The organism is Stenotrophomonas sp. STEN018 (genome assembly GCF_056760235.1).
Genome location: NZ_JBRREK010000030.1, coordinates 1 through 26286, shown reverse-complemented (window position 1 = coordinate 26286; position 26286 = coordinate 1). Strand labels below are relative to the sequence as shown.

The 26286-nt window shown below is 64.0% G+C and carries 29 protein-coding genes; 20 read left to right on the top strand and 9 right to left on the bottom strand.

Translation table 11 applies throughout. From position 1 onward, the window contains the following. Nucleotides 1-10: 10 nt before the first annotated feature. Entirely contained in the window at nucleotides 11-253 is a 243-nt protein-coding gene (locus ACVOMB_RS12790) for a hypothetical protein (protein WP_481531524.1), read from the bottom strand. 755 nt (nucleotides 254-1008) lie between these two features. On the opposite strand from ACVOMB_RS12790, the gene ACVOMB_RS12785 reads away from it, so the two are divergent. Continuing rightward, nucleotides 1009-2067, top strand: coding sequence for an HDOD domain-containing protein (locus tag ACVOMB_RS12785; protein ID WP_481531523.1), 1059 nt, complete (start codon nucleotides 1009-1011; stop codon nucleotides 2065-2067). An 85-nt stretch (nucleotides 2068-2152) separates the two neighbouring features. On the opposite strand, the gene ACVOMB_RS12780 is transcribed toward ACVOMB_RS12785, so the two are convergent. Next, entirely contained in the window at nucleotides 2153-3724 is a 1572-nt protein-coding gene (locus ACVOMB_RS12780; RefSeq protein WP_481531522.1) for a phospholipase D family protein, read from the bottom strand. A gap of 123 nt (nucleotides 3725-3847) precedes the next feature. On the opposite strand from ACVOMB_RS12780, the gene sstT reads away from it, so the two are divergent. From sstT to ACVOMB_RS12765, 3 genes are read left to right on the top strand one after another with little or no spacing between them, the layout of a single operon-like run. Continuing rightward, nucleotides 3848-5053: a serine/threonine transporter SstT gene (sstT, locus tag ACVOMB_RS12775; protein WP_481531521.1), complete on the top strand. Its 1206-nt coding sequence runs from the start codon at nucleotides 3848-3850 to the stop codon at nucleotides 5051-5053. Further along, entirely contained in the window at nucleotides 5053-5799 is a 747-nt protein-coding gene (locus ACVOMB_RS12770; RefSeq protein WP_481531520.1) for an AzlC family ABC transporter permease, read from the top strand. Before sstT ends, ACVOMB_RS12770 begins: the two co-directional genes overlap by 1 nt. Further along, nucleotides 5796-6098, top strand: a complete 303-nt coding sequence (locus ACVOMB_RS12765) for an AzlD domain-containing protein (protein ID WP_481531519.1) — start codon at nucleotides 5796-5798, stop codon at nucleotides 6096-6098. Before ACVOMB_RS12770 ends, ACVOMB_RS12765 begins: the two co-directional genes overlap by 4 nt. A 166-nt stretch (nucleotides 6099-6264) precedes the next feature. Here the strand turns inward: ACVOMB_RS12765 and ACVOMB_RS12760 are convergent, their stop codons facing one another. Next, a complete protein-coding gene (locus tag ACVOMB_RS12760; RefSeq protein ID WP_481531518.1) occupies nucleotides 6265-6975 on the bottom strand; it encodes an rRNA pseudouridine synthase in 711 nt (236 codons plus the stop codon). Between the two features lie 66 nt (nucleotides 6976-7041). Then, nucleotides 7042-7539 (bottom strand): M48 metallopeptidase family protein, encoded by a 498-nt coding sequence (locus tag ACVOMB_RS12755; protein WP_481531517.1) that lies wholly within the window; start codon nucleotides 7537-7539, stop codon nucleotides 7042-7044. A 69-nt stretch (nucleotides 7540-7608) separates the two neighbouring features. On the opposite strand from ACVOMB_RS12755, the gene ACVOMB_RS12750 reads away from it, so the two are divergent. From ACVOMB_RS12750 to ACVOMB_RS12715, 8 genes are all read left to right on the top strand, one after another. Beyond that, a complete protein-coding gene (locus ACVOMB_RS12750; RefSeq protein WP_481531516.1) occupies nucleotides 7609-8163 on the top strand; it encodes a DUF2058 domain-containing protein in 555 nt (184 codons plus the stop codon). 73 nt (nucleotides 8164-8236) lie between these two features. Next, the gene (locus ACVOMB_RS12745) at nucleotides 8237-8500 is read left to right on the top strand and encodes a DksA/TraR family C4-type zinc finger protein (protein WP_481531515.1); all 264 of its coding nucleotides are present in this window, start codon (nucleotides 8237-8239) and stop codon (nucleotides 8498-8500) included. Between the two features lie 285 nt (nucleotides 8501-8785). Next, a complete protein-coding gene (locus ACVOMB_RS12740; RefSeq protein ID WP_481531514.1) occupies nucleotides 8786-9073 on the top strand; it encodes a hypothetical protein in 288 nt (95 codons plus the stop codon). Continuing rightward, nucleotides 9070-9396: a hypothetical protein gene (locus ACVOMB_RS12735; RefSeq protein WP_481531513.1), complete on the top strand. Its 327-nt coding sequence runs from the start codon at nucleotides 9070-9072 to the stop codon at nucleotides 9394-9396. Before ACVOMB_RS12740 ends, ACVOMB_RS12735 begins: the two co-directional genes overlap by 4 nt. Next, nucleotides 9393-12149 (top strand): magnesium-translocating P-type ATPase, encoded by a 2757-nt coding sequence (mgtA, locus tag ACVOMB_RS12730; protein ID WP_481531512.1) that lies wholly within the window; start codon nucleotides 9393-9395, stop codon nucleotides 12147-12149. Before ACVOMB_RS12735 ends, mgtA begins: the two co-directional genes overlap by 4 nt. Before the next feature lie 37 nt (nucleotides 12150-12186). Beyond that, nucleotides 12187-12918, top strand: a complete 732-nt coding sequence (locus tag ACVOMB_RS12725) for an MgtC/SapB family protein (protein ID WP_481531511.1) — start codon at nucleotides 12187-12189, stop codon at nucleotides 12916-12918. A 35-nt stretch (nucleotides 12919-12953) separates the two neighbouring features. Next, nucleotides 12954-14012, top strand: coding sequence for a sensor histidine kinase (locus ACVOMB_RS12720; RefSeq protein ID WP_481531510.1), 1059 nt, complete (start codon nucleotides 12954-12956; stop codon nucleotides 14010-14012). Next, nucleotides 14002-14625 (top strand): response regulator transcription factor, encoded by a 624-nt coding sequence (locus ACVOMB_RS12715; protein WP_481531509.1) that lies wholly within the window; start codon nucleotides 14002-14004, stop codon nucleotides 14623-14625. Before ACVOMB_RS12720 ends, ACVOMB_RS12715 begins: the two co-directional genes overlap by 11 nt. Nucleotides 14626-14637: 12 nt before the next feature. Here ACVOMB_RS12715 and ACVOMB_RS12710 read toward each other — a convergent pair whose 3' ends face one another. The 3 genes from ACVOMB_RS12710 to ACVOMB_RS12700 form a co-directional block, all read right to left on the bottom strand. Then, nucleotides 14638-15153 (bottom strand): GNAT family N-acetyltransferase, encoded by a 516-nt coding sequence (locus ACVOMB_RS12710; protein WP_481531508.1) that lies wholly within the window; start codon nucleotides 15151-15153, stop codon nucleotides 14638-14640. 82 nt (nucleotides 15154-15235) lie between these two features. After that, nucleotides 15236-16495, bottom strand: a complete 1260-nt coding sequence (locus ACVOMB_RS12705; RefSeq protein ID WP_481531507.1) for a sugar transporter — start codon at nucleotides 16493-16495, stop codon at nucleotides 15236-15238. Between the two features lie 263 nt (nucleotides 16496-16758). After that, entirely contained in the window at nucleotides 16759-17340 is a 582-nt protein-coding gene (locus ACVOMB_RS12700) for a mechanosensitive ion channel domain-containing protein (protein WP_481531506.1), read from the bottom strand. Between the two features lie 237 nt (nucleotides 17341-17577). On the opposite strand from ACVOMB_RS12700, the gene ACVOMB_RS12695 reads away from it, so the two are divergent. The 3 genes from ACVOMB_RS12695 to ACVOMB_RS12685 are packed head-to-tail and all read left to right on the top strand — an operon-like array spanning nucleotide 17578 to nucleotide 19609. Beyond that, nucleotides 17578-18150, top strand: a complete 573-nt coding sequence (locus tag ACVOMB_RS12695; protein WP_481531505.1) for an RNA polymerase sigma factor — start codon at nucleotides 17578-17580, stop codon at nucleotides 18148-18150. Next, a complete protein-coding gene (locus ACVOMB_RS12690; protein ID WP_481531504.1) occupies nucleotides 18150-18707 on the top strand; it encodes a hypothetical protein in 558 nt (185 codons plus the stop codon). Before ACVOMB_RS12695 ends, ACVOMB_RS12690 begins: the two co-directional genes overlap by 1 nt. A gap of 11 nt (nucleotides 18708-18718) precedes the next feature. Next, entirely contained in the window at nucleotides 18719-19609 is an 891-nt protein-coding gene (locus ACVOMB_RS12685) for a DUF4097 family beta strand repeat-containing protein (RefSeq protein WP_481531503.1), read from the top strand. Nucleotides 19610-19735: 126 nt separating this feature from the next. Here ACVOMB_RS12685 and ACVOMB_RS12680 read toward each other — a convergent pair whose 3' ends face one another. Continuing rightward, nucleotides 19736-21115, bottom strand: a complete 1380-nt coding sequence (locus ACVOMB_RS12680; RefSeq protein ID WP_481531502.1) for an Hsp70 family protein — start codon at nucleotides 21113-21115, stop codon at nucleotides 19736-19738. Nucleotides 21116-21472: 357 nt separating this feature from the next. On the opposite strand from ACVOMB_RS12680, the gene ACVOMB_RS12675 reads away from it, so the two are divergent. Next, nucleotides 21473-21805 carry a zinc ribbon domain-containing protein YjdM gene (locus ACVOMB_RS12675; protein ID WP_481531501.1) on the top strand — a complete coding sequence of 111 codons (333 nt, stop codon included), beginning with the start codon at nucleotides 21473-21475 and terminating at the stop codon, nucleotides 21803-21805. 38 nt (nucleotides 21806-21843) lie between these two features. Here ACVOMB_RS12675 and ACVOMB_RS12670 read toward each other — a convergent pair whose 3' ends face one another. Next, on the bottom strand, nucleotides 21844-22935 hold the full coding sequence (locus ACVOMB_RS12670) for a tetratricopeptide repeat protein (protein WP_481531500.1): 1092 nt from the start codon (nucleotides 22933-22935) through the stop codon (nucleotides 21844-21846). Between the two features lie 276 nt (nucleotides 22936-23211). On the opposite strand from ACVOMB_RS12670, the gene thpR reads away from it, so the two are divergent. The 4 genes from thpR (at nucleotide 23212) to ACVOMB_RS12650 (ending at nucleotide 26162) form a co-directional block, all read left to right on the top strand. Beyond that, entirely contained in the window at nucleotides 23212-23799 is a 588-nt protein-coding gene (gene thpR, locus ACVOMB_RS12665) for an RNA 2',3'-cyclic phosphodiesterase (protein WP_481531499.1), read from the top strand. A 96-nt stretch (nucleotides 23800-23895) separates the two neighbouring features. Then, nucleotides 23896-24495 carry an HD domain-containing protein gene (locus ACVOMB_RS12660; RefSeq protein ID WP_481531498.1) on the top strand — a complete coding sequence of 200 codons (600 nt, stop codon included), beginning with the start codon at nucleotides 23896-23898 and terminating at the stop codon, nucleotides 24493-24495. Between the two features lie 62 nt (nucleotides 24496-24557). Next, nucleotides 24558-24755 (top strand): oxidoreductase-like domain-containing protein, encoded by a 198-nt coding sequence (locus ACVOMB_RS12655; protein WP_481531497.1) that lies wholly within the window; start codon nucleotides 24558-24560, stop codon nucleotides 24753-24755. A 69-nt stretch (nucleotides 24756-24824) separates the two neighbouring features. After that, the gene (locus tag ACVOMB_RS12650; RefSeq protein ID WP_481531496.1) at nucleotides 24825-26162 is read left to right on the top strand and encodes a virulence factor family protein; all 1338 of its coding nucleotides are present in this window, start codon (nucleotides 24825-24827) and stop codon (nucleotides 26160-26162) included. Nucleotides 26163-26286 lie beyond the last annotated feature (124 nt).

The following is a 26286-nucleotide window of genomic DNA, read 5'->3' as shown; positions in this document are numbered from 1 at the left end:
GTCTTCTCCTTTAGTTGAAGACAAACCCGTCATTGACGGGTAGGGCCTTCCCGCTGACGAAATCCGATTGGCCTGATAGGGGGAGCACTACCGTGCCGTCGAAGTCGGCGGCGTATTGCGCCCGCTGCAAGGTGAGTCTGTTTTCGTACAGGGCGTGTCGTTCGGCAGGAGTGCACTCGGTGGGTTCGCACTGGGTCAGGCCCGGTGTGATTGCACTGATGCAGGTGCCGTTGGTACTCGGTTCACGCGACATCGGCCGGGGGAAAGCCGATGTCCTTGGCGACTACCTTGGCTGCGTAGGGATATTCATCGCGCATCCGCGATTCTGCGCAAACAGTTTTCCAGCTCATGCCGTTTTTCCCGCTCATGGAGGGTGAGGTTGGGGTTTTATATTTGAAACTAAATATTATTGCGGAGGCAGCAGTTCAACATAGCAGTATCAATGGTGCTGGCAATCAGGAAATTGGCCATTTGCATGTGCTGCTATTCACAAATTCGGAACCCGGAAAAACTGTTTATTGATTGCGGTGGTGGTTTCGGACTTTGGCTTTTGTATGAATATTCGTTTAGTTTAATTGGTGAAACTTTGGTGCTGCCGAATTGCGTGGCTTGCTGATTCCCAAGCGGCAGGGTCTTTGGCTTTCCGTTGCGCTCCGGGCGTTTTGGGCGGTGTCTGCATTGTCGCGATCATCGTGGCGCGCCTCGGGATGGTGGTTGGGTGCGTATTGGTGATGAGCAGTAAGCCGCTGCTGGGTATGGTGCGGATCTAAAAGCATGATGAAAGTGTGGCGGCTTGATTGGTTAAGTTACTTTCTATTTGAATATAGGGGGCGGTGTCCTCGCGTTTCTTTGGGATTTGTCCTAAATGAATCTGGTCTGCGCAGAAACTGGAGTGGGCTTGGCAGTGTTGTTGTATTCATCTTTGCGAAGCAGTAGGGTTGGCTAAAGAACTGCGGGCGTCGGCCGATATACCGGGCAGCTTTCCGCGTGGGCCATTTTGTTTTAGTCATGGTGATTATCTCGGCAGTGTTTGCAGCAGTGGTTGCCGGAGGCCTGGTCTGGCTCTGGCAGCGGCGCAGTGGTGATGTGGCACGTCCGCAACGGCGGCTGCGTGTGCCGCCGTCGGCTAGCGCAGCGACAGTCGAGGATGCTGCGGTCGTCGTCAGCGTTGATGATCTGCAGCGGCGCTTCCTGCTCAGCGCGCTCAGCGCCGCCGATACGCCGGCCGATGCGCTGCGCGTACAGCGTGCGGTGGTGGACGATGTGGTTACGGCGCTGAGCCGTGCGGACCTGTCCTCGCGCTACACGCCGCGCCGACCGAACCTGCTGCCGCAGCTGATCCAGAGTGTGAATGACAGTGCTGCCTCGTCGCGCTCCATCGCCCGCATCATCGGCAGTGATGCGGTACTGGCGGCAACGTTGTTGCGTATCGCCAACAGTTCCCTGTATCGCCTGCAACGGCACGACATCCAAAGCATCGAGCGGGCGGTGACGCTGATCGGCAACGATGGCATCCGTCAGATCATTTCCGCTGCATTGGTGCAGCCGGTCATGGAGTCAGCCAGCGGCGTTGATGCTGAGTTCTCGCGTTTGCTATGGGAGTACACCTTGCGGGTGTCGCTGGCCGCTGCTGACCATGCGCGCAGTGTGGAACGCGAGGATGGCTTCGCTGCCCAGCTGGCTGGCCTGCTGCTGGGGCTGAGCGCGGCAATGGCGATGCAGGCGGCTGCCGATGTGTTGGCGCGGCCGCCGTTGCGCGCACGTGAGCCGGGTACTTTGCTGGAAGTGTTGGAGCGCTGCAGCGCGCCGACCGCGGTGCGGATTGCTGGGCATTGGAAGTTGTCGGCGCCGATCGTGCAGGCGCTCAAGCAGGTGGAGATGCCGGCTGCCACGGGTTTGGGGCGCTCGTTGCAGATCGGGCAGTTGGCCGCAAGCGCGGCGATGCTGCATGCACAGGGCCTGATGAGCGAGGCTGAGGCCAATGCAGCGCTCGCCAGCCAAATGCCCGAACACGTGGCGGCATGGTTGTGGAAGCGGATGACGCAGGCAGACAGCACATCGGATTGAGGTTGGTTCGGGCGGAGCGCGGGGCGGGCCGCGTCTGCATATGGATATCTACTGGAAGACCGCCCCGCAATGCCGACTGCACAGGCTAGAGCTGCGACTCCAGCGGCAACCAGCTGATCACCTGGGTGCTGGCGCGTTGCATCAGTCCTGTGTCTGGTTCGGTACGCAGGCTTATTGGTGGCGTGCTGGCACGGTCCAGCCAGCGCAGTTCGTGGTCCTTGTTCAAATACACCCAATAGCTCAGTTCCGCGCTGGACAGGCGCAGGTATTCCTGACGCAGGCGTGCAGCCAGCACCGGGTCATCGAATAGTGCGCCCATTTCGGTATTGAGATAGGCCGAGCGCGGGTCGAGGTTGAACGAGCCGACGAAGCCACGGCGATCATCCACCACGAAGGCCTTGGTATGCAGGCTGGCGCCACTGCTGCCGAAGGTGGATGCCTTCTCGATGTGGCCACGGGCCTTGAGTTCGTACAGCTGCACGCCGCCGGCCAGCAACGGGCGCCGGTAATGCATGTAGCCGCTGTGCACTGCAGGTACGTCGTTGGCTGCCAGCGAGTTGGTGATGATGCCGACCTGCACGCCGCTTTGGACCTGCTGGATCAGGCCCTTGGTGCCGACTGCGCCGGGCACGAAGTAGGGCGAGATCAATAGTGATTTGTGCTTGGCACTGCTCAGTACCTCGACCAGGCGGGTGACCAGCCATTGGCTGCTGTCGCCGCCGACGGGCTTGCGTGGCGGGTCCGAGCGGATCCTTACGCCGTCGGTCCAATGCAGGTCCAGTTGCTTGCTGAGGTAAGCATCGGTGAAATGCGATCGCACGCGTTGCAAATAGGGTTCGGCTTGCTGCTGGCGTGCGTCCAGCTCGGCCTGGCTGATGAAGTTGGCCATCTGCTGGTCGGTGCTCTGATGCAGGGCGGCGATCGGCACCACCGCGTCGCTGTTCCAGAATTCATCGAAGATGTTGCTGGCATCGTTGGCGACCGGGCCGGCCAGCAGCAGATCGAGATCGCGGAAGTTCACGTCCGGGCGCGCGTCGAAGTATTCGGCGCCGATGTTGCGGCCGCCAACGATGGCAACGCGGCCGTCAGCAACCCACGCCTTGTTGTGCATGCGATGGTTGATGCTGAAAACCCGCTGCACCATCTCGACCAGTCGCCATAGTCCGTCGCGGTTGCGGAACGGGTTGTACAGGCGGATCTCGATGTTGGGATGGTTGTCCAACGCCAGCAGCTGCGGGTCCAGCCCGGTAGCGTTCATGTCATCCAGCAGCAGGCGCACGCGTACGCCGCGTTCGGCTGCCTGGTAAACGTCATGGGCGAGCAGGTGGCCGAGCAGATCGTCGTGCCACATGTAGTACTGCAGGTCCAGGCTGCGCCCGGCCTGGCGGGTGATGATCGCGCGTGCGGCGTAGGCCTCGAGCCCGTCGGATAGATACACCGCGCCGCTCTTGCCGGGGTGATCGGCCAGCAAGGGTTGCAGTTGGCGGTCGATCAGGGTCTGCTGTGCCTGCAGTGGCAGGGCCTGCGAAGTCGCACCGACGGCCTTCGGGGTGAGGTGGTCACCCAGCAACAGGCCGCTGCCGATCAGCAGCAGCACAACGGCCAGCAGGTAGGCCAGGAACCGCAGCAGGCGTTTGGGGCGATGCTTGTTTTCCATGCGCGCATCCTAACGGTGTTGGTGACCTGGCGGCAGTTTGTCCTGATTCCATGACGTTCCGGGGGTGCGGGGAACGCCCCTGGTGGGCGAGAATCGAGGTTTGCGTTTGCCCCGAGCCCTGTAATGACCGAACGTTCCTCCTCTATCCGAGCGCCCAGTCTGGTGCTGCAGATTGTCATCGGCCTTGTCGCCGGCATCGTGCTGGCGATGGCGTGGCCAGCCGGCGCGACCGCCGTTGGCCTGCTCGGTACGGTATTCATTTCCGCGCTGAAGGCAGTGGCGCCGATCCTGGTGCTGGTGCTGGTCACGGCCTCTATCGCCAATCACCAGCAGGGCCAGAAGACCCATATCCGGATGATCCTGGTGCTGTACATGATTGGCACCTTGGCCGCGGCCATGGTGGGCGTGGCAGCCAGTTTCCTGTTTCCCAGCACATTGACGTTGAAGGCCGCCGAGACCGGCATGAGCGCGCCGGGTGGTATTGGCGAGGTGCTCAATACCTTGTTGATGCAGATCGTCGACAACCCGGTACATGCGCTGCTCAACGCGAACTACATCGGTTTGCTGGCATGGGCAGTCGGCCTGGGCCTGGCACTGCGCCACGCCAGCCAGACCACCCGTACCCTGGTCAGTGATTTCTCCGATGCCGTCACCTGGGTAGTGCGGTTGGTGATCAAGCTGGCACCGCTGGGTGTGTTCGGTATTGTTGCCTCGTTGTTGGCCGAGTCCGGCCTGGGAGCATTGAAGGACTACCTGCATCTGCTGGCGGTGTTGATTGGCGCGATGCTGTTCATGGCCTTCGTCGGCAATCCGCTGATCGTGGCGGTGGTGACCCGCCGCAACCCCTATCCGCTGGTGCTGCGCTGCCTGCGCGAGAGCGGCATCACCGCATTCTTCACCCGTTCCTCGGCGGCAAATATCCCGGTCAACATGGAGCTGTGCCGCAAGCTCGGCCTGCATGAGGACACCTATTCGGTAGCAGTTCCGCTGGGTGCGACCATCAACATGGCAGGTGCGGCGATCACCATCTCGGTGCTGACCCTGGCGGCGGTAAATACCTTGGGTTACGCGGTTGACCTGCCGACCGCGCTGCTGCTCAGCGTGGTTGCCGCAGTCGGCGCCTGCGGCGCCTCCGGCGTGCCGGGCGGTTCGCTGTTGCTGATTCCCTTGGCCTGTGGCCTGTTCGGCATTCCCAATGAGATCGCCATGCAGGTGGTTGGTGTCGGTTTCATTGTTGGTGTGGTGCAGGACTCGGCTGAAACCGCCTTGAATTCGTCCACCGACGTGGTGTTTGTCGCGGCGGCCGAACAAGCGCGCGGGCGCGCCTGATGGCCATGGCCGGGCGCATCACGCCAGCGGTACGCATCGGCGTTTCGATAGCGATTGCGACTGGCCTGTATGGCATTTCGTTTGGTGCGCTGGCGGTGGCATCGGGGTTCAGCGTGGCGCAGACCGCCGCGCTGAGCCTGTTGATGTTCACCGGTGGCTCGCAGTTCGCCTTCATCGGCGTGATCGGCGCTGGCGGTGCGGGCGCAGCGGCGTTTGGCGCGGCCACGCTGCTTGGCATCCGCAACGCGTTGTACGGGGCGCAGATCAACCGCATGCTGCGCCCACGCGGTTGGCTGAGGCCGCTGGCAGCGCAGGTCACCATCGACGAATCGGCGGCAACCGCCGCCAGCCAGAGCGATCCGCAGGAACAGCGTCGCGGCTTCTGGGTGGCAGGGCTGGGCGTTTACCTGTGCTGGAACCTGTTTACTTTGTTGGGTGCGCTGCTGGGAGACGCGTTGGGTGATCCGCGCCAGTGGGGCCTTGATGGCGCCGCCGTTGCCGCCTTCCTCGGCTTGCTGTGGCCACGCCTGCGTTCGCGCGAGCCGGTGACGATTGCGGTGGTCTGCGCGTTGGTGACGGTGCTGGCCCTGCCATGGGTGCCGCCAGGTGTGCCTATTCTATTGGCTGCCGCGGTGGCCGCGGTTTGGGGTTGGTTTGGCAGGGGGCCGGCGGATGAGGGCTTGGAGCCCGATGTCGCGCCCAAGGTCGACGTTGCTGCCAAGGTCGAGCAGGAGCCGACACCATGACGCTGTGGGCATGGATCATCGTGGGCTGCGTTGCCGCTTGGGCGATCAAGTTCGCTGGCTATCTGGTGCCGGTGCGGTGGCTGGAGTCGCCGCGCATGAACCGCGTTGCCGGCTGCCTGACGATAGGTCTGCTGGCCTCATTGACGGCAATGAACACGGTGTCGGCCGGGCAGGGGTTGGCCTTCGATGCGCGCATCGCCGCGTTGTTGGCCGCAGCGGTAGCCTTGATGCTGCGGGCACCGTTTCTGCTGGTGGTTATTGTGGGTGCAGCGGCTGCGGCTGTGATTCGACTGTTATGAGCGCAGTCGACCGTTGTGGGAGCGGCGTCAGCCGCGAAGCAGGTGTTTCGTCCGCGCGCTGATCGCTTGCAACTGCACATTGTGAGATGCTGTTTCGTACCGTAACCGGGCGCATTGCCAGCTTCGCGGCTGACGCCGCTCCTACAAAACCAGCGCTGGCCTTGGCTTAGAACTTCTGCTCGGCTGCCAGGTAACGCCACTGGCCTTCGGGCATCTTGCTCAGGCCGATCCGGCCGATGCGCAGGCGGCGGATCTGTTCGGCCTTCAGGCCGACCTGGCTGCACATGAACTGCAATTGGCCCGGGCGCACGTCCTTGATCGCGAAACGCAGGCGCTGCTCGCTCTGCCAGCTGATCTTGGCCTGCGGCAGGCTGCGGCCTTCATAGATCAGGCCATGGGTGAGTTTGGGCATCGCCCACGGGGTGGGTTCGCCGCTGACTTCAACCACGAATTCCTGCTCCAGGCTGTAGCCGGATTCCTGCAGGTGGCGGCGCACGCGCCAATCCTGGGTCAGCACGACCAGGCCGCTGGCCGCATCGTCCAGCGGCATCAGGTAGTCCAGTCGCTGGAAATGACGGCGAAGCGGACGGATGCCGGAAGCGTCGTCGGCAAAGCGGTTTTCATCGGCCAGCAGCGCGAACAGCTGCTCGCCGGTGCAGCCGGCCGGCTTGTTGATCAGGAAGGTAGCTGCTTCGGCGGCTTCGGTATTGCCTTCGGCGCCGAGGGTGATGATTTCCCCACTGACCATGGTCTGCGGGGTTTCCACCACCACGCCATCGACGCTGATCCAGCCGCCTTCGATGTACTGCTGGGCCTGCGAGCGCGAGCACTGCAGCTGCGCGGCAACGCGCTTGTCGAGACGGATAGGGGTGGTCATGGCATCAATGGGTTCTACGAAGGGCGGGGAGTGTAGCGCTGTGGCGGGAGCGCGGCGATGGGCGGCTCAACCGGGTTCATGTTCCAAGGCGGTCAGGTACAGGCGCAGATCGAACTCCAGCTGGTGGTAATCCGGCTCCATATGCAGGCACAGCTGGTAGAAGGGCTTGTTGTGGTCGGCTTCTTTGATATGCGCCAGCTCATGCACCACGATCATCCGCAGGAACTCGGCAGGGGCCTCGCGGAACACACTGGCAATGCGGATCTCGCGGCTGGCCTTGAGTTTGCCGCCATGGTTGCGGGAAATGGCGGTATGCGTGCCCAGGGCGTGTTTCACCACCTGTAGCTTGCCGTCGTACAGCACTTTGCCCAGCGGCACCGACTGGCGCAGGTGGCGCTCCTTGATGGCCTGCACGTAGTCGTAGAGCTGGCGGTCGTTGCGCACTGTATTGGGCTCGGCGTAGCGCTTGCGTACCGCCTCGCCCAGCTTGCCCGCGTCCAGCAGCTCGCGGGCGCGCTGCTGCAGGTGTTCGGGATAGCCATTCAGGTATTTCAGCGGAAGCATGGGCATTTGGGCGGGACCGGGCAGGCCGCTATGATGGCAGCCTCGGCAACAGAACCATGAACAACGACGATGGCAAAGGGTAATCCACTGCAGGAACAGCTGCTCAAGGCTGGTCTGGTGAAGAAGTCACAGGTCTCGCAGGTGGTGCGCGAGCAGGTCAAGGCCCGGCACGGCAAAGGCCCGGCGAGCGCGACCGAAAGCCAGCGCGAGGCCGACCGTGCCCGCGCCGAAAAGGCCGAAAAGGACCGCCAGCTGGCCGCTGAGCACAACGCCCAGCGCCGCGCCGACGAGCTGCGCGCGCAGGCCCGGCAGATCATTGCTGACCGCAAGCTGCCACGCGCTGGCGAGCTGGAATACCGTTTCAACGACGGCGCAGTGATCCGCACGATGCTGGTCACCGAGGCGCTACGTACCCAGTTGTCCAATGGTGCGCTGGTGATCGCCCGCCATGGCGACAGTTTCGAACTGCTGCCGCGGGTGGCGGCGGAAAAGGTGCGCGAGCGCGACGCCAGCCTGATCGTGCTCGACCACGGCCAGAGCGCGGACACGCCGATTTCCACTGGCAACGCGGAAGACGACGCGTATTACGCCCAGTTCCAGGTGCCTGACGACCTGATGTGGTGAGTTCCACCGGCGTTTACCCAGCCTTGTCGCAACTGCGCTAGGCTGGAACCCGGTCATTACGGAGCCAGCGATCATGGCCACCGGTTGGGCGGGCGACACCGCCGTTCAGGATCAGATTGATGCCACCGTCGAGGACGCGATCAAGCGTGCGCGCAGCCGCATGCCCAGCGGCCCGGGGCTGGAACACTGCGAAGAATGTGATGCGCCGATTCCCGAGGCGCGGCGCAAGGCCGTGCCCGGAGTGAGGCTGTGCGTGGCCTGCCAACAGGCGCAGGACGAAGACGAGTCGTTCGCCGGCTATAACCGGCGTGGCAGCAAGGACAGCCAGCTGCGCTGATGCAGCCGTCGGCCGGCGCGGCCGGTATACCAAGGTATATCCCGGCCATGCCAAGGTAGGCTGGGGTCGGGCGATATGAATCCGGATAATTCACCCATCCGGCGAGGCTGCAATGGCCTCGGATTTCCACCGACAGAGGAGTTCATAGCTATGGACCCTGGCCCAGAACGGCACGCGCGCGTGCACCCCCGAATTTTCCCGATGACCGGCATCCGGCCCTGATTCCCGTACGGCAGCTCGATTGAGCGCCGGGGAGGCCGCTGCCCTGTGGCCGAGGCCTTCCCGATGATCCTGCAACTGACCCACCTCACCCTGCGCCGCGCCGTCACCCGCCGTGACGTCCGCGCCTTGCGCGACCTGCTGTTGAGCGAAGGCGGCCCGGCCTTCGCCGCCGCTTTGCAATGCTGCTCGGCACGTGTGCGTGCTGATGCGCTGTCACTGCTGCCGCTGGGCGAGCGCCCGGCGGTCATCCGCCATCTGCCGCCGGCCCTGCGTGACGAGCTGCGGCCCCTGTACCGCGCTCGCCCCGACTATCGGATGCAAGGCGGCGAGTTGCCGGGAGTGCACGCATGAACGCCCTGGGCTGGAGTGAGCTGCGCCATCACCGTATCCAGCTGCGCCTGCGCCTGCGCCACGGTGGCGGGCAGCGCTTTGAACGTTGGCTGCGGCGACTGCTACGGGCCGGTGTGGGCAGGTTGCTTTATCTGCATCGCAACGCCAATGAGGTCGAGTTGGGGCTTGCGCTGGATACCCGGCGCGGGCAGCTGCCAGCACCGCTGGTATCGGCAATGGACGCTCATCCCGGCGTGCATTGGCTGCGCTGGCAGGTAGTACCCGCCGCATCACAACACCGCCAGCTGCAATCGATGGCAGGCACCTCCGGAGCAGGCGCATGAACATTTTCAAGAACTGGTTCGATACCTTCCTGCGCAGCCGCCGTGTCGCCGGCCTGTTCGGCCGCCGGCGCATGCCGGAAGCGGCGGACCTGCGCGATGGCACCGCGACGTTGCCGGCCGGTTATACCCAGCAGCTCACCGAGCTGGCGCTGGCAACGCCTGAGCAGGCGTTGCAGCAGCTGCAGTCACATGCCGATGGCCTGGGCATGGCCGAGGTGGAGGAGCGTGCCCATCGCTATGGCCCCAACGAGGTTGACCACCAGAAGCCGCTGCCGTGGTGGCGGCATCTGTGGCAGTGCTACCGCAATCCGTTCAACCTGCTGCTCACGGTGCTGGCGGTGGTGTCGTGGTTCACCGAAGACATGAAGGCGGCGACGATCATCGGCATGATGGTGGTCCTGTCCACGCTGATCCGTTTCGTCCAGGAAGGCCGCTCGAACCGCGCCGCCGAACGGCTGAAGGCAATGGTCAGCAATACGGTACGGGTGCTGCGGCGTTCGCATGGCACCGAAGCGGCGGACCTGGCCGGGCAGTATTTCGGCGTGCAGCTGCATTCGGCGACGGCATCGGTTGCGGCGGAGGTGCCGATCCGCGAACTGGTGCCGGGCGATCACGTGCTGCTGTCGGCCGGCGACATGATCCCCGCCGATTGCCGTGTGCTGAGCGCGAAGGACCTGTTCGTCGCGCAGGCGGCGATGACCGGTGAATCGTTGCCGGTGGAGAAGTTCGCTGACTCGCGGCAGGACGGCGGTACCGTGCTGGAGCAGCCCAACCTGTTGTTCATGGGTACCAACGTGGTTTCCGGCAGCGCTACCGCGTTGGTACTTACTACCGGAAACAGCACCTACTTCGGCACCCTGGCGCAGCACACCACCCACTTGGAAACCGCGCCCACTGCATTCCAGGCTGGCGTGAACAGCGTGAGCTGGCTGCTGATCCGCTTCGCTGCGGTGATGGTGCCGATCGTGCTGCTGATCAACGGTCTCACCAAGGGTGACTGGCTGGATGCCTTCCTGTTTGCGCTGTCGGTAGCGGTGGGCTTGACCCCGGAAATGCTGCCGATGATCGTCACCTCCACCTTGGCCAAGGGGGCGGTGCAGTTGTCGCGGCGCAAGGTGATCGTCAAGCGCTTGGACGCGATCCAGAACTTCGGTGCGATGGACGTGCTGTGCACCGACAAGACCGGCACGCTCACCCAGGACAAGATCGCGCTGGAACGGCATACCGACGTCAGCGGCAGTGATTCGCAGGACGTGCTCAAGTACGCCTACCTCAACAGCCACTACCAGACCGGCCTGAGCAACCTGCTCGACCGTGCGGTGCTGGAGCACGTGGAGATGCAGCATGCGCTGCGTGTCGCCCAGGACTACCGCAAGGTCGACGAAATCCCGTTTGATTTCGAGCGCCGCCGCATGTCGGTGGTGGTATCCGAGCGTGACGACCACCACGAGCTGATCTGCAAGGGCGCAGTGGAAGAGGTGCTGTCGGTGTGCTCGCGCGTGCAACTGGATGGTCAGGACCTTGAGCTGGACGAGGCGCGTCTGGCGCGGGTGCGGCAGACCACCGAGGAATTGAACGAGGAAGGATTGCGGGTAGTGGCGGTGGCAATGAAGGAGCTGCCGGCCAGCAACCGTGCCTACGGCCGCGGCGACGAATGTGACCTGACCCTGATTGGTTACGTGGCCTTCCTTGATCCGCCCAAGGACACGGCGGCTCCGGCGTTGCAGGCACTTGCCGAACACGGCGTGGAAGTGAAAGTGCTGACCGGCGACAACGAGCTGGTCACCGCGCGGGTGTGTTCGCAGGTGGGTTTGACGGTGGGCACGATCATCACCGGGCCGCAGATCGAGCGGATGGACACCGCGACCCTGGAGCGCGCGCTGCGCGAGCACAGCGTATTCGCCCGGCTGACCCCGCTGCACAAGGAGCGACTGGTGCGTTGCCTGCGCGCACAGGGCAGGGTGGTGGGTTTCCTCGGCGACGGCATCAACGATGCACCGGCACTGCGTGCGGCCGATATCGGCATCAGCGTCGACGGTGCCGTGGATATCGCCAAGGAGGCCGCTGACATCATCCTGATGGAGAAGAGCCTGCACGTGCTGGAGGACGGCGTGATGCAGGGGCGCAGCACCTTCAGCAACATGCTCAAGTACATCCGCATGACCGCCAGCTCCAACTTCGGCAACGTGTTCTCGGTGATGGTGGCATCGGCCTTCCTGCCGTTCCTGCCGATGCTGCCCTTGCAGCTGCTGGTACAGAACCTGCTCTACGACATCTCGCAGATCGCCATTCCGTTCGACAATGTCGACCGCGAGCTGGTGGCGCGACCGCTGAAGTGGGACCCGGCTGGCATCGGGCGTTTCATGCTGTTCTTCGGGCCGATCAGCTCGATCTTCGACATCCTCTGTTTCGCCTTGATGTGGTACGTATTCGATGCGCGCACACCCGAGCAGCAGAGCCTGTTCCAATCCGGCTGGTTCGTGTTGGGGCTGCTCACCCAGACATTGATCGTGCACATGATCCGTACCCCCAAGGTCCCGTTCCTGCAGAGCATCGCCTCGCCGCCGCTGCTGGTGATGACCGCGGTGATCATGCTGGCCGGCGTCGCCTTGCCGATGGGGCCGCTGGCCGGCTACTTCCGGATGCAGCCGCTGCCGCTGGGGTACTGGCCCTGCCTGGTGCTGCTGCTGGTGGGTTACGCTGCGCTGACCACGGTGTTGAAGAAGATCTATATCCGGCGCTACGGCTGGTAAGCCATCCAACGACCACCGAACAGGAGCACCGCACGCAATGGACCTGAACCTGCCCGCTTTCGACCCGGGGGCGACCCTGAGCAGCTTCATCAGTCTGGCAACGGCCTTCGTGCTGGGCTCGGCGATCGGGCTGGAACGGCAGCTGCGCCAGCGTACCGCCGGTCTGCGGACCAACACCTTGGTGGCGTTGGGAGCGGCGGTGTTCGTCGACCTTGCGGTGCGCTTCTACGACCTGCACGGCGGCTCCACCACGCCGATGCAGGTGATCGCCTATGTGATTTCCGGCATCGGCTTCCTCGGCGCCGGGGCGATCATGAAAGAGGGCGCGCAGGTGTCCGGGCTCAATACCGCCGCCACCTTGTGGGGATCGGCTGCGGTTGGTGCCTGTGCCGGCGCCAAGCTGCTGCCGGAAGCGCTGCTGGCAGCGCTGTTCGTGCTGGCCGCCAATACCTTGCTGCGGCCGGTGGTCAACCGTATCCACCGCCAGCCGTTGCGCGAGCAGTTCTCCGAGGCCACCTATGCGGTGTATGTGATCTGCCAGCGCGACAGCCAGGCACACGTGGTGGCGCAGTTGCTGGAACGGCTGGAGGAGGCCCATTACCCGGTGCGTTCGGTTGAGCAGCAGCCCTTTGGCGACGATGATGTGGAGGTTGAGGCGGTGCTGTATGCCACGGCCGTCGATTCGACGGAGCTCGACCAGGTGATGGCCGCCTTGTCGTCGACCAAAGGTGTATCGCAGAGCTTCTGGAACGCTACCGTCGAGGACTGAGCATCCGCCGACGGCCCCTGTACTGCGAGAACGCCATGCCCACCCCGACATTGAATACGCATCTCAAGCGGCTGGCCCTGTTGCTGGTGATGGCAGCGATCTTCGTGATCGATACCTTGACCGACTATGCGGTGGCGGCGCCGAGTTTGTACGCGGCGGTGATCCTGGCGGCCTCGGGCAGCCTGCGCCGGCGGGGTCTGCTGTGGTTGGCTGGCAGCTGCATCGTACTGGTGGTGGTGAGCTTCGGTTTCACCCGCTTCGGCGCGTTGCGGCTGGGCATCGTCAACTCGCTGATCGGCATACTGGTGATTGTGTCGGTGACCTGGTTGGTGTTGAAGATGGAGACGGCGCAGGCCACGGCCGCGCACGCGCAGGCGCAGATGCTGCGGGTGGCGCGGGTATCGACGATGGGCGAGCTGACCACTTCCATTGCCCACGAAATCAACCAGCCATTGGCAGCCATCGCCACCAGCGCCGAGGCGGCCGAGCGTTGGCTGCGGCAAACCCCGCCCAACGTGGACAAGGCCGTGCAGACCGTGGCCCGCATCCGCGCGGATGCCCACCGTGCCAGCGAGGTGATCGCACGCGTGCGCAGCCTGGTCCGTGGCGAACCACCGCAGGCTTCGGCTTTCGACCTGGGCGATGCGCTGCGTGAGGTACTGGCCTTGTCACGCGGCGACCTTGATCAGCAGGGCATTGATGTGCAGCTGGATACGCTGGATGCACTGCCGCCGGTTTGGGCTGACCGCGCGCAGGTACAGCAGGTGATCGGCAACCTGCTGGTCAACGCCGTCGATGCCATGGAGCATCTGCCTGCCGCTGATCGCCGGATTGAACTGGCGCTGCGCCTGCTCGACGACAGGCATGTGCGCTTGAGCGTGCGTGACCACGGTGCGGGGCTGGATGCGGTGCAACTGCAGCATCTGTTCGACGCGTTCTGGACCACCAAGAAGAACGGCCTCGGCCTGGGCCTGAGCCTGAGCCGCAGCATCGCCCAAGCCAACGCAGGCAGGATCAGTGGCGAATCGGCGCAGGGTGGTGGCGCACGCTTCATGCTGGACTTGCCGATGGCGGAGGTGGCCTATGCAGCATGAGGCAGCTGGAGCGGTGGTCTACGTGATCGACGACGATCCGTCGGTGCGTGCGGCATTGGAAGACCTGCTGGCCTCGGTAGGCCTGCAGGCGCAGGCGTTCGCGTCCACGGCCGATTTCCTCTCCCATCGCCGTGGCGATGGCCCGGCCTGCCTGGTGCTGGACGTGCGCATGCCCGGGCAGGGCGGTATCGAGTTTCACCGCAGGCTGCTGGCGGACGGGCAGGCGTTGCCCACCATCTTCATTACCGGCCATGGTGATATCGCGATGGGTGTGGCGGCGATCAAGGCGGGCGCCATCGAGTTCCTGACCAAGCCGTTCCGTGAGCAGGAGTTGCTGGACGCGATCAATAACGCTCTGGCCGCAAGCGAGCAGCAGCGCAGCGAACAGGGCGCGCAGCAGGCCTTGCAGGAGCGCTGGCAGGGCCTGACTCCAGGCGAGCGGCAGGTGTTGGAAGGGGTGGTGCGCGGCCGGCTCAACAAACAGATCGCAGCCGACCTGGGTATCAGCGAGATCACCGTCAAGGTGCGACGGGGGCAGGTCATGCGCAAGATGGATGCACGGACCTTGGTCGACCTGGTGCGCATGTACGACCTGTTGCCGCACACACCATAGCAGCCGCCTGGCTCAGGCTTCCGGCTTGGCCAGTGCAGTGTTGAGATACTGTTTCTGGATCACCGGCTTGACCAGGCGCGGACGTTCCATCAAAACGAAGCGCACCCCCTTGACGGTCTGTGGTGCTGCCTTGGCAACGAAGCCGAACCTCTCATACACCGGGACAGCGACCTCGGAGGAGTTGACGGTGTATTGCTGGCGGCCGTGGATGCGCAGTGCATGTTCCCACAGCATCCTGGCGATGCCACGTTTGCGGGTGGTGCGGCTGACGAACAAGTGGTGGATATGGCTGCTTTCACGCATGGCGATCATGCCGCACAGGGTTTCGCCGTCCATCACCACATAGTGGGCGAACTGCGTGGACGCCAGGCGTTGCAGGAAGTTTTCCGCTGTCAGGGTGGAGAGAAAGGCATGGGCGCTGGAGCCGGTGTCCATATCCAGCAGGTGCCGCGCCAGTGGCGTGACCAAGGCACTCAAGGCCGCCGCATCGGCGGCGGACGCATCACGAAGTATCAAACCTGCATCCATCCCGCTCTCCAGGCATTCAACTTGCCACCGAGGTGCAAGCATATCCGCTGCTGCGAGCAAACGGCGTGCTGGCAGGCGCAACTCAGGCGGTGGGCTTGCCCAAGCGGAAACTGCCGCTCCAGCGCAGCATCGCGAACAGGCACCACAACCAGCCTGCCGTGGCGATCAGGCCGCCGACCAGGCCGATATGCTGCATGCCCAGTTGCAGGCTGACCTGACTGCCGATCAATGCGCCGGCACCGATGCCGATATTGAAAATGCCGGAGAACAGGGCCATGGCCACGTCGGTTGCATCGGAGGCCAGATTCAGCACCTTGGACTGCATCGACAGCGCAAAGCTGATCATCGCCACGCCCCATACCGAGACCAGCGCATACAGCAGCCAGCTGCTGTGCAGGCCGCTGCGCAGCAGCAACAGACTGGCAGCCAGGGTGCCGATCGCGGTCAGCAGGAAGCCGCGCGGCCAGCGCAGTCCATAGCGCGAGAACAACACGCTGCCAATGAAGCCCATGCCGCCGAACAACAGCAGCACCAGCGTGGTCACGTGAGCATCAAAGCCGCCGATCTTCTGCACGAAGGGCTCGATGTAGCTGTAACCGGTGAACTGGGCGGAAATCACCACCATCACCAACAGGTACAAGGCCATCAATGCCGGGCGTCGCAGTAATAACGGGATGCTGCTGGCCGAGCCGCTGTTGTGGCTGGGCAGGGCCGGCAGCAGGCGCGCCAGCACCAGCATCACCAGCAGGGCGACGCCGCCGATGGCCATGAAGGTGATGCGCCAGCCCAACAGCTCACCAACGATGCGACCCAATGGGATGCCCAGCACCATCGCCACGGATGTACCGGTGGCGAGCAGGCCGAGTGCCTGCGGTCGTTTGTCCTGCGGTGCCACACGCACCGCCAGCGAGGCGGTGATCGACCAGAACACCGCATGGGCCAGCGCAATGCCAACCCGGCTGGCCATCAGCACCGGGTAACTCCAGGCAAATCCCGAGAGCACATGGCTGAGAATGAACAGCGCAAACACACCCAGCAGCAATTTACGGCGGTCGAAATTGCGGGTCAGCAGCATGCACGGCAGCGAGGTCAGTGCGACCACCCAGGCGTAGATGGTCAGCATCAGCCCGACATGCTCGATTGGCTTGCCGAAATCGGTGCCGATGTCGCTGAGCAGGCCGACCGGGACGAACTCGCTGGTATTGAAGACGAAGGCTGCCAGGGCCAGGGCGATCACGCTGAGCCAGCGCTGGCGGTCGGAACGCGGATCTTGGCTTTCGGCAACGGCAAAGGCGTCGCCTGCCTGCGGGGCAGGGCAGGAGGTATTGGGAGAGGAGGACATTACGTGCGGGTTTGCGACCGGGCCGGTCGCTCAATGCCGCTGATTTTCGCACGGGTGATATGGACGCGAGCGGAACGCTGTAGATCGGTAGGTTGCTGCCGTACCTGTGTTCAGGTGAGTGAGCGTTTTGGCTCTGGCTTTGGTTGCTGCTTCCGGCTCACGCCTTGCGCAGTCGTCCCCGCCTTCGCGGGGATGACGAGCCAAGGCAAGAGCCGAGGTCAGCGCCAGCACCACGGCGATTGCTGACTTCGGGCGGCGCCCGCTCAGCCGTCGCCCTGCACGGTGGTCGGCGTTGCATCGCCACCGCGCCAGCGACGCAGGCCGCGCTGGAAGAACAGGCTGTTGGGGATCTGCATCAGTGTGCCTTCGGCCGGGCCGCCGACTTCATGCAGGGTGGTGTAGATCAGGTTGATGTCGGTGACCACGCCCTTCAGGCCGGGCTTCTCGCCATTCTCCAGCAGTTCGATCTGGTCGCCGAGGCGGAACGGCCGGGTGGTGAAGATCAGGAAGGTGCAGAAGATGTTGGACAGCACACTCCAGGCGGCAAAGAACGCCACCGCACCTACCGCCGCGAAGCCGGTGAACGCGGTCCACAGCACGCTGGCTTGTACGTTCAGTGCCTGCAGAATGGCAACCAGCGCCACCGTGCCGATGACAAAGTTGGTCAGCCGCCGGATTGCCATCTCGATCTGCGCCGGCAGCGTGTAATGCCGGCCCAGCCGGGACAGCAGGCGGCGGGTGAGCAGGCGCAGCAGCCAGGCCACGACCAGGATCAGCAGGATGCCCAGGCCGGTGTTGATGGGGTCAATCCATTGCTGCATCGAGGCGGGGAGGTAGTGCTTCATGCGGTTTCCTTGCGGTACGTCAGTGTTTCAGTGCAGTGGAGGCGGCGCGGCCGGCCAGCGGCAAACGCGGCGCTACGCGCAATGACGGGGCTACCCAACATCGGCAGCAACGGTTTGGCGAGCGCCGATTGTCGGCCAGTGTGGCGTTTGCTGCCAGTCGCGGCGTGTTGGCAGGCCAGTTGCGCAAAGAATTGAACCGGCTTTAAACCTTTTGCCTGCTTGCCGCATCCAATGGATATGCTCGACGCCACCGTGACTACCGCCGCCCCTTCACCGCCCGTCGTCGACGACGCTGCGCTGGCCCGTGCCGCCGCAGCCGGTGATACCCGTGCCTACGAGCGCATCTACCGGCGCCACTCGCCGCGCCTGTACGCCCTGCTGTGGCGGCTATGCGGCGGCAACGCCGCGCGGGCCGAGGATGTAATGCAGGAAACCTTCATCCAGGCCTGGCGCAAGCTGCCGCAGTTCCGCTTCGAGAGCGCGCTGGCTACCTGGTTGCATCGCCTTGCGGTGAATACGGCGCTGATGGAGTTGCGCGCGGCAACGTTTGAGTCGCTGGATATCGGTGAATCCGGAATGGACCTATTGGCCGAGATCGCCGATACCCCACGCTGCCATGCCACCGGCATGGATCTGGAACGCGCGCTGTTGACGCTGCCACCACGCGCCCGCGCGGTGCTGGTACTGCACGACATTGAAGGCTGGAAACACCAGGAGATCGCCGTGGAACTGCAGATGGCTGTCGGTAGTTCCAAGGCCCAATTGCATCGTGCGCGCAGTTTGTTGCGCACGCGGCTTGGAGACGCATGATGAACAACCACGAAGACGATCGCGATCAAGGCGATGAGCTGGTGCAGCGCCTGCGCGGGCTGCCTGCCGAGCGGGTACCCCCGGCTATGGTGTGGCAGCGCATTGCCGCAGAACTGGAGCAGGTGCCGCGTACCCTGCAAGCGGATGCCGTACCTGTTTCTTCCTTGAATATCGCACTGACAAAACGGCCGCCGCGACGCCACTGGCCGCGCTATGCCGCTGCTGCGGTGGTCGTGGCGCTGGTTGGCGTGGCCAGTCTGTCGTTGTTGCCGCGACAGCCGGTTGCATCGGTGGCTGTGGAGGAATCCCCGCTGCAGCATCAGGCCAACAGCATCACCTACCAGTACCGGCAGGCGATGGCGACGATTCCGCAGGACAACCTGGCGGCCGAGCTGCAGCCAGCCCTGCGTGAACTGGATGAAAGCGCCGGCAGCATTCGCAGCGCCATCGCACAGAGCCCTGATGCCACATTTCTACTTGGACAGTTGCAGCGCACCTACGCGCTGCGGCTTGAACTCACCCGCAAGGGCGTGAACCCGACCGGACTTCCGACTTGAAGGAGTATTTGATGAAAGCTTGCATGCGCAATCTGATCGCCACCGCGCTGTTGCTGGCCCCGCTGACCAGCGCATTTGCGCAGACCGCGGTCAATCGCAACCTGCCCTTGTCCAGCGGCGGCCGTGTGGAACTGAGCAATGTGGCGGGTTCGGTCACCGTGCGTGGCTGGGACCGCAATGAGGTGCAGCTCACCGGCTCATTGGGCGACGGCCAGCGGCTGGAGGTGGAAAGCAGCGCCAACCGGGTGGCGTTGAAAGTGGTCTACCCGCAGAACGGTCGTAGCAGTCGTGGCGCGGTGCTGGAGCTGCGCGTGCCGCGCGCTGCGCAGCTGCAGACCAGTACCGTCAGCGCGATGGTGGATGTGTCCGATGTGGACCTGCGGCGCCTGCAGAGTTCCACCGTCAGCGGCAGCATCACCGCCAATGGGCGCGCTGCTGAGGCCGAGTTGACCACGGTCAGCGGCGCGATCCGTTCGCAGCTGCAGACATCGCGTCTGGAGACCAGAACGGTCAGTGGTGGGATCAATGCTGCCGGTGGCAGTGGTGGCGAGGTTTCGGCCAATACCGTGTCGGGTGGAATCACCCTGGATCTGGCCAAGGTGCAACGGCTCAATGCCGAGTCGGTATCAGGCAGCCTGGGTGTGCGCAGCGCTGGTCTGCAGCCGGGCGGCCGGATCAATCTGGAGACGGTGAGTGGCTCGGTGTCGCTGGGCTTGCCGGCCAGTACTTCGGCGCAGTTGAAGGTCAGCACCTTCAGCGGCAGCATCCGCTCCGATGTCGGCCAGGTGCAGACCCCGCGTTATGGGCCGGGCAAGAATCTGGACGCGCGGATTGGCGGTGGCGATGGTGACATCTCCATCCAGTCGCATTCGGGCGGTGTGCGGGTGAGTCTGGATCGTTGATTGATGCCCTCCCTTTTGCGAAGCAAGCGGGAGGGGGAGAGCTTCAGCTCCCTCCCTTTGCAGCAGGCAAGGGGAGGGTTGGGGAGGGGTAGAGCTTCTGCGCGTCTAGAGCTGTGGCTTCGCGGCTTATGCCGCTCCTACAACAGCTGCATTGGTTGTTGCTGCCAGCGCCAGCCCTTGCACGACACCGAATGACGGGTCGCCATGCACCAGCTTGGCAGTCGGGAAGGCCGCTGCTGCCGCCTGCTGGATGTAGCCGGCGCGCGACATGCCGCCGGTCAGGAACACCGCCACCGGGTCGTGGCCAATATCGGCACTTACCTGCTGCAGCAGCGTTTCGAACTCTCCCAGATAACCACCGGCAGCTGCAGTCAGATGCGGCGCATCTATGTCGACCGACAATCCTGCCTCGATGAAGTCCAGCACGCTGCTGTGGTTGGGTTGGCTGCTCAGGGCGATCTTGCATTGCTCCACCGCGCGGTACAGGCGAGCGGTATTGCCGGTGTCCTGCAGTGCCTGTAGACGCGGGCCATGGGGCAGATCCACCGAGTCGTAGTCGTGCTGGCGGAAGTCCCGCTGGCGGGTCATGTCCTGCACCATCGCCGCTTCCACATAGTGGTGCGCAGGCACGCGGGTGATGCCACGGCCAAACAACGGCATATAGCCAGCCAGGCTCAGGGCCAGGTCGATATCGGTACCACCACGGGCGATACCCCAGGCGCGATGGATCTGTGGTGCGGCGCTGCCGCCAACGCTGGCATGGGCGATATCGGTGGTACCGCCGCCGACGTCGACGATCACCGCTTCGTGGCGCTCGCTGCTGACCGCGTGGTAATGCATGGCCGCAGCTGCGGGCTCTTCAAGGAAGTCCACCTCGTCAAAGCCTGCCGCCATCGCCGCGCTGCGCAGGATATCCAACGCCTGGTCGTTGCCGGCCGCGCCAATCGAGCTGCGGAACTGCACTGGCCGACCAAGCAGGGCGCTGCGCACGTTGTACTGCAGCTGGCGCGAGGCGGTCAGGCGGATGTGTTCGAGAATATGAGTGGCGATGCCGGTGATGGTCTGCTTGGCACGCGGGTGCAGGTTGTAGCCCAGCATCGACTTCGGGCTCTGCACCAGGTTGCCTTCGTTTTCCTCGAAATAGGCCTCCAGCGCATCGTCACCGTAGACCGCGTTCTGCAGCAGGGTGGTCGAGCTGCGCGGTTCGCGGATGCGCTCTTCCATCCACTGTCGGCGCACAACGCGCAGGGCGGCGCTGCGCAGCTGCTCATGGCTGCGCGTATTGCCGATCGCACGGGCGTCGCGGCGGCCGGATTCGATCAGCTCATCGACCTGTGCCTCCAATGCCGGGGTCAGCTCGAAGTCGTTGGGGTCGCGCATCACCTCGGGGAAGTACACCGTGGTGCGGAATTGTTGGGCCTCACCAAAGCTGACCGGGACTACCTTGCCGTCAATATGGGCGGCGGCGGCCGAGTTGCTGGTGCCAAAGTCGATGCCGAGTTTCATGATGCCTGCGCGTCTTGCTGCTGAATCGGCCGCGCACTGTACTACGCCGCCGCGCGGCTGGCTTCACATGTCAGCGGCGCACCGCTGTTCCAGGCCGCAAGACCTGCGCAAGGACGAACGACGTCACGATTTGCGGGTGCAGGCGTTGCCTGAATGACCATTGCCATCACGGTGGCCAGACTGTCGGCCCGGCCTGCAGATGACGCATTGCGCAGCCGGGTTGTTCACTGAAGGTGTGCCCGGCAACACGGTAAGGGCTTGCTCGCGGTCGCTTTCCCACCGGCCGCCCTGTGCTGCGGTGAGCAACTGTGACTGAGCGGCTACAATACGGAGTTAGTCAATGTACGGGAGTCCCCCATGTCTGTTACTTCCTGTCCGCAGTGTTCGCTGGAAAACGTCTATGCCGATGGCGCGCTATGGGTCTGCGCCGATTGCGGGCATGAATGGACCATTGGCGAAGCTGCGGAATCCACACTGGTGGTCCGTGACAGCAACGGCAATGTGCTGGTGGCCGGTGACACCGTCACCGTGATCAAGGATCTGAAGGTCAAAGGCTCGTCGATCCCGCTCAAGCAGGGCACGGTGATCCGCAACATTCGTCTGGTCGAAGACGATGCCGAGAACATCGAAGGCAACTCGGACAAGATCAAAGGCCTGGTGTTGAAGACCTGCTTCCTGCGCAAGGCCTGAGCTGGGCTTTCGTTGTTCAGGCCGCCCGCGGTGCGCGATCAGCGCGCCGCGTGGCGTCCTTCCAGTCTGCGGATTCCGTCCAGCTTGCTCTGGTAAACCGCTCTCATCGGGTCGCCGCCGAGATCGCGGGCGAGCTTCATCTCGCGCATGGCCAGATGGTTGTTGCCGCTGAGGAAGTAGGCGCGTGCCAGCCCGAAGTGGAACTGGTGAGCTTTGCTGTACAGCCGTACCGCTTCGCGGTAGTAGCGCGTGGCCAGGGCGTAGTCGCCGTCACGCTCGGCGGTGGTGCCCTGCATGAATTGATAGAACGGGTCGCGTTTGCGTACCTGCTCCAACCGTGCCTGCAGCTGCGCCACGCGGCGGGTGTCTCCCATGCGCTGGTAAAGCTTGGTGGCGTTGTGCAGGGCAGGTGCGTGGAAGCGATTGATCGACAACGCGGTTTCAAGGTCCTTGGAGGCGGCAGTGAGATCGTTTTCGCGCGATTCGAGCACACCCAGATTGCTCCACGCCGGAACAAAACGCTGATCCATCCGCAAAGCCGCATCAAAGTAGGCACGTGCGCCGGGGTAATCGTGCGCGGCCAGTTGCTCGGCGCCGCGGTTATTGTAGAAATGGGCCAGCGCCCGGCTGTCATTGATCGGTTGCGGGCCGCGGCGGTCGTACAGCACGTTGCTGTCCAGATCCAGGGTGGCCTGGCGTCCATCCACGCGCATGCCGACATTGACGTGGCCGGCGTTGAAGATCAGCCCCTGGTCCTCATACCAGGACACCACTTGCCCCACTTCCTGCATGCGCGCCTCCAGGCCGATCTCGCGGGCCAGGGCGACGAACAACAGGGTGAAGGAGAGGCAGTTGGCGCGCCGTTGTTGCCAGGTCTCGGCCACGGTCAGGGTGGCCTCGGTATCGTATTTCAGGCCCAGCCCTTCGGGCCGGAATACCAGCTCAACCAGTAGATGCAGGCGTTGTTCGGGGGAGTTGGCGGCCTTGATCACCCGCTCCTGCAGCTGCGCGCGTATTTCCGGGGGGATGGCCATCACCTGCTCCGGTGTAGGGACCAGAACCGGGGCGGGCGGCGTGGCGATGGCCACGCTGCTGGCGGCGAGCAGGACTAACGCGTTCCAACCGATCATGGCGATCACCCGGAGGTTGCTGCGGCGCGCTCAGTGTAGGCCTGTTGCAGGGGGATGGAAGCGGGCTGGGAATGAATCCACAGCGGGTGTGGACCAGCACTGTGCAAACATGTGGATAACTAATGGCAGCCCTTGTGCGGCGTGGCTCGTCGGCTGGTGGTGATTGTTTCGCCATGGCCGGGCCGCGACCGGCGCGGTCTGCTAGTATCCGCGGCCCAAGACAGTAGTGGCCGCCGCGACGGAGCGGGTACGGCAGCCGGCTTTCGATACCAGACCATGACGAAGCAGCTTTCCTCAACCGAGGCCCAGATGACCCTGGGCCTGGGCAGTGACATTCCAACCGAACGCCTGTTCTTTGCGGTGATGCCCGATGCGCTCACCGCCGAGCGGGTGGCCGAGTTGGCCGATGGCCTGCGCGAGGAACATGGCCTGGTTGGGCAGCCGCTGGCCCCCGAGCGCCTGCACGTCACCCTGCATCACCTTGGCGACTACGCAGGCCTGCCGCCGAGCCTGTTGCCCAAGGTGCGGCAAGCGGCGGCGCGGGTGCGCATGCCCGAGTTCGAGGTCTGTTTTGATCAGGTGGGCAGCTTTGCCGGCAGCCGGCAGAACCCGTTCGTGCTGCGCAGCGAGTACGGTGCCGAGCTGTTGAACGGCCTGCACGAGGAGCTGGCGCGCTGCCTGCAAGGCGTAGGTGGCAAGCTGGACCCGCGCTTCACCCCGCATATGACCTTGCTGTATGACCGCCGTCGCCTGCCCATACAGCCGGTGCAGCCGTTGCGCTGGTTCGTGCGTGAATTCGTGCTGGTGCGCAGTTTTCTCGGCCAGGGCCGCTACCAGATCGAAGGCCGCTGGCAGCTGGGCTGAGCCCGGCCTGTGGTGAGCGGCGCAAGGCCCCGTGGCCCTGCTCTTGCCTTTGGCCAGGCTCACTTACCGGCTACCGCTTCGTGCCAAGATGCCGGTATGAACGACTTGCTGCAAACCCTGCCGCCGCCGCTGCTTGCCGAGCTGAAAACAGCTTACGCACAGCCGCCGCGTGCGTATCACAACTTCGGCCATGTGCAGGCGGTGCTCCAGCATTACCGCGATGTGGCTGCCGGTCCCGGCTGGCGACAGCCGTTGGAAGTGATGCTGGCGGTGCTCTACCACGATGCGATCTACGAGGCCGGGCGTGGCGACAACGAGGCGCGCTCGGCGCAGCTGGCCGCGTCCGGCATTGCGCGCTGGTTGGCGGATAGCGAAGTGGATGCGGCGCGGGTGATGGCGCTGATTGAACTCACCGCGCGTCATGGCAGCCTGGGTGGAGAGGAACTGGATGCCGATGCCGCGCTGTTCCTGGATAGCGACATGGCGATCCTTGGCGCACCGGACACGGTGTTCGATGCCTATGACCGTGGTATCGCCGAGGAGTACCAGGGCAAGGTGCCGGGCTTTCTGTTCCGGCTCAACCGGAGGCGTTTCCTGAAGAAGGTATTGGCGCAGCCGCGCATCTTCTTCAGCGATTTCTTCCATGAACGTTACGACGCCGCGGCACGGGCCAATCTGCGCCGGGCCACTGCCTGAGCCTGTGCTTTGGCTAAAATGTGGCTAGTCCCACCGCTGATAGGGCCGAACCGGCCGCTGCAATGAACGAACTGCCCGTCCAGGCCTCTGCCACTCCTGATCCCGATCCGCGCCCGCAACCACCGGAAGCGCCGGGTCCAAACGAATGCTGTGGCAGTGGCTGTCCGCTATGTGTGCTGGATCTGTATACCGATGAGTTGCTGGTCTACCGGCAGAAGCTGGCCGAATGGACCGCGCGTCACCCTGAAGCGCAGGCCTGAGTACTCGCCTTCGACATCTTTCCACCGCCGGTAGGCGTAGCCTTTGCCGGTCGCTCTCGAGAACTGTACATGGCACGTGTGATGTGGGGGATGGGGGTGCTGGCGTTGAGCCTGTTGGCGGCACCGGCAATGGCAACCGAGCAGGTCAGCCATGGGAGGTTCGAGCATGTACCGGTACTGCTGCCAAGTGCGCCGGCACAGCGTGTGGTGCTGTGGTTCGGCGATGGCGTTGGCTCCACCCAGCATCGGGAGCGGCTGCAGAGCCTGCGCGACGACGGCGCGATGGTGGTCGATATCGATACCCACCACCTGTATCGGGTGTTGGCCAAGGAAGGTGGCAAGTGCGGCTTTTCTGCCGGCGATGTGGAAAATTTCTCGCGCTACGTGCAGGCCTACTATCACGTGCCTACCTACCGTCTGCCCATCCTCGGCGGTGATGGCGCTGGTGCCGCGCTGGCCTATGCGGTCGCGACCCAGGCCGATACGGATGTGTTTGCGGGGCTTTTGACCGAAGGCTTCTGCCCGCAGCTGCACAACGCCACGATGACCTGCGGCGATGCCATCAAGGGCCGTGCGCTGCAGCCGCAGGCGCTGCGGTTTCCCTGGTTGAACGCTGCTGCAGGCAAGGGGCGGGCCTGCCCGGCGGCGGTGACGGCTTTCATGGCGGCGGTGCCATTGGCACGTGAGTTCGCCCTTACCCGAGCGGGCAGTGCTCTGCCTGGTGAAGTCGCAGCGGCGCGCGTGCTGGGCGCGCAGCGTGGCGTCAGCCTGCCTGCGGTGCCGCAGGATCTGGACGGCTTGCCGCTGGTGGAAGTGCCGGCCAGCGGGCAGGGCGATACGTTTGCGGTGTTTGTATCCGGTGACGGTGGTTGGGCTGGTTTGGACAAGGATGTAGCTGGGGCCTTGGCCGAGGCCGGGATTCCGGTGGTCGGCGTTGACTCGCTGCGTTACTTCTGGAGTGAGCGCACACCAGCAGGCTTTGCGGTCGATCTGGACCGGATTGCGCGTTACTACGCCAACCAGTGGAAAAGGCCCAAGTTGATGCTGATTGGTTTCTCACAGGGCGCCGATGTATTGCCCGCAGCTATCAACAAGCTACCGCCTGCTACTGCACAGATGCTGCGGATGACCGCGCTGATGTCGGTGGGTGAAACCGCTGACTATGAATTCCATGTCAGCAACTGGATATCCAGCGGCGGCGATGATGGTCTGCCGATCGCACCTGAGATGCGGCGCATGGCTGCGGATCGCACGCTGTGCATCTACGGCGCCGATGACGATGACGCGCTGTGTCCGAAGTTGCCGGTCGGCAGCGTGCAGTTGATCAAGCTGCCCGGTGATCATCATTTTGAAGGTGACTACGAAGGCTTGGCTAAAGCGATTTTGCAGCACGTGCAGGGGCCTTGATGCGGGATGTTGTGGGAGCCGGGGGACCACGGCGGCCGGGGGGTGGTAGGCCACCGGCGGGAGCGGGCGGCGGCCCGCGGCCCCACCCCCCCCCCGCGAGAAGGTCGAGGCGGAACCGGCCGTG

Coding starts and splice junctions, on each gene's coding strand:
- ACVOMB_RS12695 (WP_481531505.1), top strand. CDS start 17,578: ATGCTCGACGCCACCGTGACTACCGCCGCCCCTTCACCGCCCGTCGTC.
- ACVOMB_RS12745 (WP_481531515.1), top strand. CDS start 8,237: ATGGCCACCGGTTGGGCGGGCGACACCGCCGTTCAGGATCAGATTGAT.
- ACVOMB_RS12680 (WP_481531502.1), bottom strand. CDS start 21,115: ATGAAACTCGGCATCGACTTTGGCACCAGCAACTCGGCCGCCGCCGCC.
- ACVOMB_RS12705 (WP_481531507.1), bottom strand. CDS start 16,495: ATGTCCTCCTCTCCCAATACCTCCTGCCCTGCCCCGCAGGCAGGCGAC.
- sstT (WP_481531521.1), top strand. CDS start 3,848: ATGACCGAACGTTCCTCCTCTATCCGAGCGCCCAGTCTGGTGCTGCAG.
- ACVOMB_RS12660 (WP_481531498.1), top strand. CDS start 23,896: ATGAACGACTTGCTGCAAACCCTGCCGCCGCCGCTGCTTGCCGAGCTG.
- ACVOMB_RS12780 (WP_481531522.1), bottom strand. CDS start 3,724: ATGGAAAACAAGCATCGCCCCAAACGCCTGCTGCGGTTCCTGGCCTAC.
- ACVOMB_RS12675 (WP_481531501.1), top strand. CDS start 21,473: ATGTCTGTTACTTCCTGTCCGCAGTGTTCGCTGGAAAACGTCTATGCC.
- ACVOMB_RS12785 (WP_481531523.1), top strand. CDS start 1,009: ATGGTGATTATCTCGGCAGTGTTTGCAGCAGTGGTTGCCGGAGGCCTG.
- thpR (WP_481531499.1), top strand. CDS start 23,212: ATGACGAAGCAGCTTTCCTCAACCGAGGCCCAGATGACCCTGGGCCTG.
- ACVOMB_RS12760 (WP_481531518.1), bottom strand. CDS start 6,975: ATGACCACCCCTATCCGTCTCGACAAGCGCGTTGCCGCGCAGCTGCAG.
- ACVOMB_RS12670 (WP_481531500.1), bottom strand. CDS start 22,935: ATGATCGGTTGGAACGCGTTAGTCCTGCTCGCCGCCAGCAGCGTGGCC.
- ACVOMB_RS12725 (WP_481531511.1), top strand. CDS start 12,187: ATGGACCTGAACCTGCCCGCTTTCGACCCGGGGGCGACCCTGAGCAGC.
- ACVOMB_RS12755 (WP_481531517.1), bottom strand. CDS start 7,539: ATGCTTCCGCTGAAATACCTGAATGGCTATCCCGAACACCTGCAGCAG.
- mgtA (WP_481531512.1), top strand. CDS start 9,393: ATGAACATTTTCAAGAACTGGTTCGATACCTTCCTGCGCAGCCGCCGT.
- ACVOMB_RS12735 (WP_481531513.1), top strand. CDS start 9,070: ATGAACGCCCTGGGCTGGAGTGAGCTGCGCCATCACCGTATCCAGCTG.
- ACVOMB_RS12700 (WP_481531506.1), bottom strand. CDS start 17,340: ATGAAGCACTACCTCCCCGCCTCGATGCAGCAATGGATTGACCCCATC.
- ACVOMB_RS12655 (WP_481531497.1), top strand. CDS start 24,558: ATGAACGAACTGCCCGTCCAGGCCTCTGCCACTCCTGATCCCGATCCG.
- ACVOMB_RS12770 (WP_481531520.1), top strand. CDS start 5,053: ATGGCCATGGCCGGGCGCATCACGCCAGCGGTACGCATCGGCGTTTCG.
- ACVOMB_RS12650 (WP_481531496.1), top strand. CDS start 24,825: ATGGCACGTGTGATGTGGGGGATGGGGGTGCTGGCGTTGAGCCTGTTG.
- ACVOMB_RS12720 (WP_481531510.1), top strand. CDS start 12,954: ATGCCCACCCCGACATTGAATACGCATCTCAAGCGGCTGGCCCTGTTG.
- ACVOMB_RS12690 (WP_481531504.1), top strand. CDS start 18,150: ATGAACAACCACGAAGACGATCGCGATCAAGGCGATGAGCTGGTGCAG.
- ACVOMB_RS12740 (WP_481531514.1), top strand. CDS start 8,786: ATGATCCTGCAACTGACCCACCTCACCCTGCGCCGCGCCGTCACCCGC.
- ACVOMB_RS12685 (WP_481531503.1), top strand. CDS start 18,719: ATGAAAGCTTGCATGCGCAATCTGATCGCCACCGCGCTGTTGCTGGCC.
- ACVOMB_RS12750 (WP_481531516.1), top strand. CDS start 7,609: ATGGCAAAGGGTAATCCACTGCAGGAACAGCTGCTCAAGGCTGGTCTG.
- ACVOMB_RS12710 (WP_481531508.1), bottom strand. CDS start 15,153: ATGGATGCAGGTTTGATACTTCGTGATGCGTCCGCCGCCGATGCGGCG.
- ACVOMB_RS12715 (WP_481531509.1), top strand. CDS start 14,002: ATGCAGCATGAGGCAGCTGGAGCGGTGGTCTACGTGATCGACGACGAT.
- ACVOMB_RS12765 (WP_481531519.1), top strand. CDS start 5,796: ATGACGCTGTGGGCATGGATCATCGTGGGCTGCGTTGCCGCTTGGGCG.
- ACVOMB_RS12790 (WP_481531524.1), bottom strand. CDS start 253: ATGTCGCGTGAACCGAGTACCAACGGCACCTGCATCAGTGCAATCACA.